Consider the following 6,008-nt stretch of genomic DNA (forward strand, 5'->3'; position numbering starts at 1 on the left):
TACTTATATGGCAAGCCTTTTCGGGAGTTCATAGATTTTCAACGGTTCTCTAAATTGTGTGATTGGAACCAGAATCGTTACTACAAAAGCCTTCTTACCCTTCTGAGCATTTATACTCATTACATAATTGGGATGCTCCCAATGTGGTTCTTATCATACCATCAAAAATGGTTCTACACATCATGGCAAGCCGAAACGTCAGTGTAAAGAATGTGGTCGTCAGTTTGTGATCAATCCCACTAATAAAACCGTATCTGACGAAACCAAACAATTAATTGATAAACTCTTGCTCGAACGAATTTCCTACCGAATCACCACCTTTGGCTAAAGAACTAGAACAATTGCAACCTTTCTGGCAGCGTTCTGAAACTTTGCCCAAATGGGATGTGACGGTTCTGCCCTCCTAGCTGGCATCTTATTTTTACGCAAGTCCCTATTGGGGATGGGGAAATGGGGGAATGGGGAATTTAGCTAAAAACCCCAACACCCCAAAACCCTTTCAGTCCCAGAAAAAGTCAACCAAAGTCAACTATTTGCTTCCGAGTTGCCAAAATCTGAGGAATTTTCACCTATAGACTCGTTGACTGGGGAATTTTCCCCGGAGTTTAAGTTTTTGCGACTGCCTTTGTGAGAATTTTTGCCCCCTTCCCGTCCAATAGCTGCCATGTGGGACCGATCTCGGCTAACCGCTTCACCACCTTTTCGTCCCGCTTCGCGAGCTTCTTCGGAGGTAAATTCGTGGGCTGTCCCTTTTTGATGAGCAGCTTTACCACCTTTACTAGCGATTTCCCTTTGTTTAGCTTGATCCATAGAGGCAAAACCGCGTTTACTCTTACCTGTCATAATATCCCTCCTGTGTGAATGCTGATTTTAAAAGTTCTTAAAGACTTATGCGAGATTTTTAAAAGATCAAAATCATGGTCTTGTGGGTGAGCAAAACATTGAGATTGCCCCGCTTTTTTCCTCTAAGAACTATGGATCCCTACCTACGATTATAACTCATTAGCTTGACTTCTAGGGAACCAATTACAGCAATCAAAGAGCAGATTTTATGTTAAAAAATATTAAGAGAATCGAGCATTTATCAGTCTAAAGATATAGAAGTTATCTTAATAGTGAGGTACAAAGGTTGCTTTTGCAGGAGTCGGTCTTCAGTTATCAGTTATCAGTTATCAGCTTTTTTCTCCCTGCTCCCTTCTCCCCACTTCCCCACTTCCCACTGAAAAGGCTGCCATGCAGCCTTTTTTGGGTGTGCAGGCAGCCTAAAGCCTAGTTTTTGGGGATTTAATCGGAAAAAATTAGGGTAAGACTTGGGTTTTTTCGATCAACCATTTATCTCCTTGCCGTACCAAATCATAGCGCACCTTCAAGGACTCATTATAGGAACGATTGACAATTTCCTTGCCATTATGGAAATACATGGCCTTTTCGTTGACTATCGCTTCCACCGTGGCTAAATTAGGATTTTTCGCATTATTAGTGACTGATCGCACATCCACTTGATGATCGTAGCGCCAATAGTTATTTCCCTGTAAAGCCGCCGCCCGTTTTTGCCAAATTTCCAAAGCTGAACCCGTTAAAACCTCTTTCAATGGCTCTTTTTGGTGTTCACTGCCAAAAGCCGCCGATTTTGCTGCTAACCAAGCTTGAATCGTCTCCTTGGCCTTTTCCTTGTCTAAGGGATTCCCTTCCATCACCTCCGCGTTAGCCGAAGGAATTTCTAGTATGGGAGTATTTAAAGAAATCGGTAACTGTTCCCCTTGCAAGGCTGCCAAAGGAGATTGACTATCGACAATTGCCTTTACCCCCAAGGACAAAACCACGAGCGTTCCCACTAATCCTACTCCCAATATCGCCACTCGATCGAGTCGTAGTTTTCTGCGGACTGGTCGTCTCCGTTTCGGTGCGACTAGGGTAGTTTTTACCGTTTCTACGGCTGCTGGCCCGGAGTTGCCCGCTGCTGGGTGGCGCGAGCGACTAGGACGACGACGGGGGGGATTAAGTGCCGGTTGACGATCGGCTGCTGTCACCACCACACTGCCCTGAGTATAGGGGGTGAAAGTTTCCTGCTGAGGGGTGGCTCTCAGGGCAGGTACAGCAGTGCCTGTCCGCTCACCGTTAGCTCTAGCTAAAGACGGTTTTTGGGGACGAGAATGGGAAGAATAAGCAGATTCCCTCATCGGTGTCGCTCCTGGCACTGGGTTTAAATGGGTGGGGGGGGTGTGGGTTTTGAGAACATTTACTTCCGATTCTAAAGGTTCCCCAACCTTTTCTTGAACTGACACGGGAACTTTTTCGTCAGGAAAACCTGACAATTCTTCCAAATAATTTTGTACCTCTTCCTCGGCAAAATACTCTTTGAGTGAGGCTTTCCGCTCGACTAAATCACTAAAATGGCAGAAAACTTCTGTTTGTAACCAACGCTCACCGTAACGACATAACCCAGGTAGAAGATCGGGAGATTGCCCAGATTGTTCCTTAATATAATTTAATATTTCTTGCTCTTGACTTTTTTCTAAAATTGTGCTTGCTTGTTCGGTTTGACCGAGCAGCAGGGCGCAGATCGATCGCTCGATGGAAACATCCTGATGTTTTTGTAATTGCTGCAGGCGATCGCTGGCTGCCACAATAGCGGCGGGTTGTTTTTGGGCGAAACCGCGGGCAATCAAGGCATAAACCAGCAGATAATTACCCACCGCCGAGGGGCGTTCTGCCTCTTTTGCCCAGATTTTCTCCTGTTCGGCCTGAGTCAAATAAACCCGTAACTGTTGAATAAAGCGTAAAAAATTATCCACCCCCAACCCAGAGCGATCGTCGCCCTGGCCATCGATGCCACCGCGAGCGGCCAACATATCCTCCAAGAGATTTAAGCCCCGCTGACGGGCAAGACCGGGGTTTTTTTCTTGGGATAACAATTCCAGAACCTGGTAGGGACGCAAGCGATCGCAATCATGACGAATCTCGCCGGCCACTTGTGGGAACATTTGTTCTTGTTCCAAGCAGATCAAGGCCTTGGCTGCGGTGCTGGCCGCCTGTTCATAATTTTTATCCTGCCAATATTCCCGACTTAATTCCCCGTAGGCCAAAGCCAAGGTTAAGATCATATCTGGGCGAGTAGTTGGCTCCAAATCTAGATAAGTTTCAGCCAAACGAATCACTAACTCGTATTCTCCCAACTCTTGCAGGATGAGCAAAGCTCCCACCAGATCGGCGGGGGCAATGGTAATCTGGGGAGTGGGATATTCTGAGGAAGCGGCGGCCACCTCCCCACCCTGAGAATCGAGGTTTTCGGCGCTGCTATCTGGGTTGAGAAGCAGGGGATTGGGAGCGAAAAATTGGGCATCGTAATCACGACGGCGATCTGGATCACTTAACACTTGGTAAGCTTCATCTAACAAGTGCTGACGGGCAACGATCGCTGTTTGACTGTATTCTTGACGTGGCAATTGCCGTCCCCGATCGGCGTGGGCCAAATCAATCTGCTCGGCATTCACCTGAAAAGGGATTCCCAATATCCTGTAGTAGTCAAGAGGAATTCGCACGGTTAGCTGTACCTCAACTCTGGAGAGTCCTTAGTGAATTAAATGATGTAAGTGAGAGCGGAGCGAGTAAAATAACAAGATACCATCTTATCCTAGCCAATCTCTGACTGACTAAGATTAGATTTGAGAGAGAAAATACCAAGAACCCCTTGGTTTAAGACCAAAAAATTCACTGCCAGAATTCTCGAAAAATCTACCGCTTCCTCTCCCCTTGCCTTTTTGTTGTCTAAATGATACTACAGACCCTATGATTTCCGAACGTACTTTACCAACCTTTAATCCTGCTTCCATCATTATCACCAAAGCTGAAGGTCTTCGCCTATACGAGGATATGGTTTTGGGGCGGATGTTTGAAGATAAATGTGCCGAAATGTATTATCGCGGCAAAATGTTCGGTTTTGTCCATCTCTACAACGGTCAGGAAGCCATATCTAGCGGTATTATTAAAGCCTTGCGTCAGGGAGAAGATTACGTTTCTAGCACCTATCGCGATCACGTCCACGCCCTTAGTGCCGGAGTTCCCGCTCAAGAGGTGATGGCGGAGTTATTCGGCAAAGCTACCGGTTGTAGTAAAGGACGGGGCGGCTCCATGCATATGTTTTCCGCCGAACATAAGCTTTTAGGGGGTTATGCTTTTGTGGCCGAGGGGATTCCCGTCGCTACCGGGGCGGCTTTTCAGAGTAAATACCGTCGGGAAGCCATGGGTGATGCCAGTGCCGATCAGGTAACGGTCTGTTTCTTTGGGGATGGGGCGAGTAATAATGGCCAGTTTTTTGAGTGTCTGAATATGGCCGCCCTCTGGAAGTTGCCGATTATCTATGTGGTGGAAAATAATAAGTGGGCGATCGGAATGGCCCACGATCGAGCCACTTCTCAACCAGAAATCTATAAAAAAGCCAGTGTTTTTAGTATGGTCGGTGTGGAAGTGGACGGTATGGATGTGGTCGCCGTTCATGCCGCCGCCAGAGAAGCCGTGGCCCGCGCCCGCGCCGGTGAGGGGCCGACTTTGATTGAGGCCTTAACCTATCGTTTCCGGGGTCACTCTCTAGCAGATCCCGACGAGTTACGCAGTGCTGACGAGAAACAATTCTGGGGCGAAAGAGATCCGATCACTCGCTTTGCCGCCTACCTCTACGAGCGAGATCTGGCCACGAGAGAGGAATTAAAAGAAATCGAGGAGAAAATTCAAGCTGAAATCGAGGCAGCGGTTAAATTTGCCGAATCTAGCCCCGAACCCGATCCTAGTGAACTAACTCGCTTTATTTTCGCCGAAGACGAGTAATTTCAGTGATCAGTTACCAGTTATTCAGAGTTGAGTTTTCAGTTCACTGATCACTGATTAGTGATCACTGATTACTTAAGGTATTCTATGAGGGGGAGAAGAAAAATGCCCCCTTCAATATGGTTGTTGTTGAAAAAATCTGTAAAAAATCGTTGCGTTCTTGTATAATTCGCTAAAATCCAGAGAAATAGCTTTTGCCATGGCGACTACAGAAGCATTGAACCCCAGTCAGTTCGCATTCTTAACCAACCTCACCGCTGATCGTTCAAGTTTACCCAACCCACAAGAAGAAATGGACAAAGTTATCATTCTCGTTAATGCCGAAGCTCAAGCCAGTGGTCAGATGTCTCGGCTATCGCCCGTTACCGAAAAAATGGTGATTGCCTTAAAAAATGCGGTTCCTAAATCCTTGGCGGTGGAGGTGACGGGGACGGCTTCCTTGTGGTCAAAAATGGAGTCGGGTAAAACCGGCCAAAATAATTTAATCTGGTGTCCCTTAACAATTCAATTACCCAATTGGGTGAATTTTCCGGGTAAAAAAGTTTATCAAGCTTGTCGGGATATCGAGGAAAGACGCGCTTGGGTTGCCCATACCCTGCACTATAAAACCAGTCAGGGAGATTCTTCTTTTGGGGATCTTTGGTTGCCGATCACGGTGACATCTAAGGGTTTAGAATACGGTGAAGTAATCGGGGAGGGTATGATCCCTAATGCCTACAGTCAGCCGATTAGTCTAGAAAGAGAGAGTCTTAAGTCTTTATATCGGCTGGCAGCGCAATTACTGGATAATTTACAGGCTCCTGCTTCCGTTTATTTGCTACAGTTTCGTCTGGCTCATCGAGAAGTGGTTTTTGATCGTCTCTGGCCTTTTCCTGCCGCACCTGCGATCGCTTCCCTACGCGGTCAACAGACGGATCTCTATGCAGCCTACTGGAATTGTTTACGTCGGCAAGCAATGGTCGATCATTCCTTGGCTATTTAATCCAATAGCAAAGAAAAACTGTCCAACTTTGCCCACAATAGCGATTAATCCCTCAACTATCTAGGGTTTGCTGAATAAGTACGGGCGAAGCATTCGGATAGAAAATCTACCTTTTCACCGATAGGTTATTGTCCGAATGCTTCGCCCCTACAGGACGCGGGCCGATGAAGACGCAAGGTTTTGAACGACGATTCTCTCAAAA

4 protein-coding genes and 1 pseudogene are annotated in these 6,008 nt (G+C 46.7%); 3 read left to right on the forward strand and 2 right to left on the reverse strand.

Annotated features, from left to right (window positions below; genetic code table 11):
- Positions 1-133: 133 nt before the first annotated feature.
- Positions 134-306 (forward strand): annotated as a pseudogene (locus IM507_RS09255) (IS1/IS1595 family N-terminal zinc-binding domain-containing protein); the annotation flags it as partial.
- 219 nt (positions 307-525) lie between these two features.
- Here the strand turns inward: IM507_RS09255 and IM507_RS09260 are convergent.
- Both IM507_RS09260 and IM507_RS09265 read right to left on the reverse strand, forming a co-directional pair.
- Entirely contained in the window at positions 526-843 is a 318-nt protein-coding gene (locus IM507_RS09260) for a KGG domain-containing protein (protein WP_002732376.1), read from the reverse strand.
- 455 nt (positions 844-1,298) lie between these two features.
- Positions 1,299-3,542 carry an IMS domain-containing protein gene (locus IM507_RS09265; protein WP_042790316.1) on the reverse strand — a complete coding sequence of 748 codons (2,244 nt, stop codon included), beginning with the start codon at positions 3,540-3,542 and terminating at the stop codon, positions 1,299-1,301.
- A 247-nt stretch (positions 3,543-3,789) separates the two neighbouring features.
- Here IM507_RS09265 and pdhA point away from each other — a divergent pair, with 247 nt between their 5' ends.
- Both pdhA and IM507_RS09275 read left to right on the forward strand, forming a co-directional pair.
- Positions 3,790-4,824: a pyruvate dehydrogenase (acetyl-transferring) E1 component subunit alpha gene (pdhA, locus tag IM507_RS09270; protein ID WP_002733307.1), complete on the forward strand. Its 1,035-nt coding sequence runs from the start codon at positions 3,790-3,792 to the stop codon at positions 4,822-4,824.
- Between the two features lie 199 nt (positions 4,825-5,023).
- Positions 5,024-5,806, forward strand: coding sequence for a hypothetical protein (locus IM507_RS09275; protein WP_002777147.1), 783 nt, complete (start codon positions 5,024-5,026; stop codon positions 5,804-5,806).
- Positions 5,807-6,008 lie beyond the last annotated feature (202 nt).

Source organism: Microcystis sp. M20BS1 (genome assembly GCF_020245305.1).
In the GTDB taxonomy this organism is placed as follows: Bacteria; Cyanobacteriota; Cyanobacteriia; order Cyanobacteriales; family Microcystaceae; genus Microcystis; species Microcystis ichthyoblabe_A.

What these genes read in the sequence shown, in the direction of transcription:
- IM507_RS09260 (WP_002732376.1), bottom strand. Translation starts at nt 843, where the DNA reads ATGACAGGTAAGAGTAAACGCGGTTTTGCCTCTATGGATCAAGCTAAA.
- pdhA (WP_002733307.1), top strand. Translation starts at nt 3,790, where the DNA reads ATGATTTCCGAACGTACTTTACCAACCTTTAATCCTGCTTCCATCATT.
- IM507_RS09275 (WP_002777147.1), top strand. Translation starts at nt 5,024, where the DNA reads ATGGCGACTACAGAAGCATTGAACCCCAGTCAGTTCGCATTCTTAACC.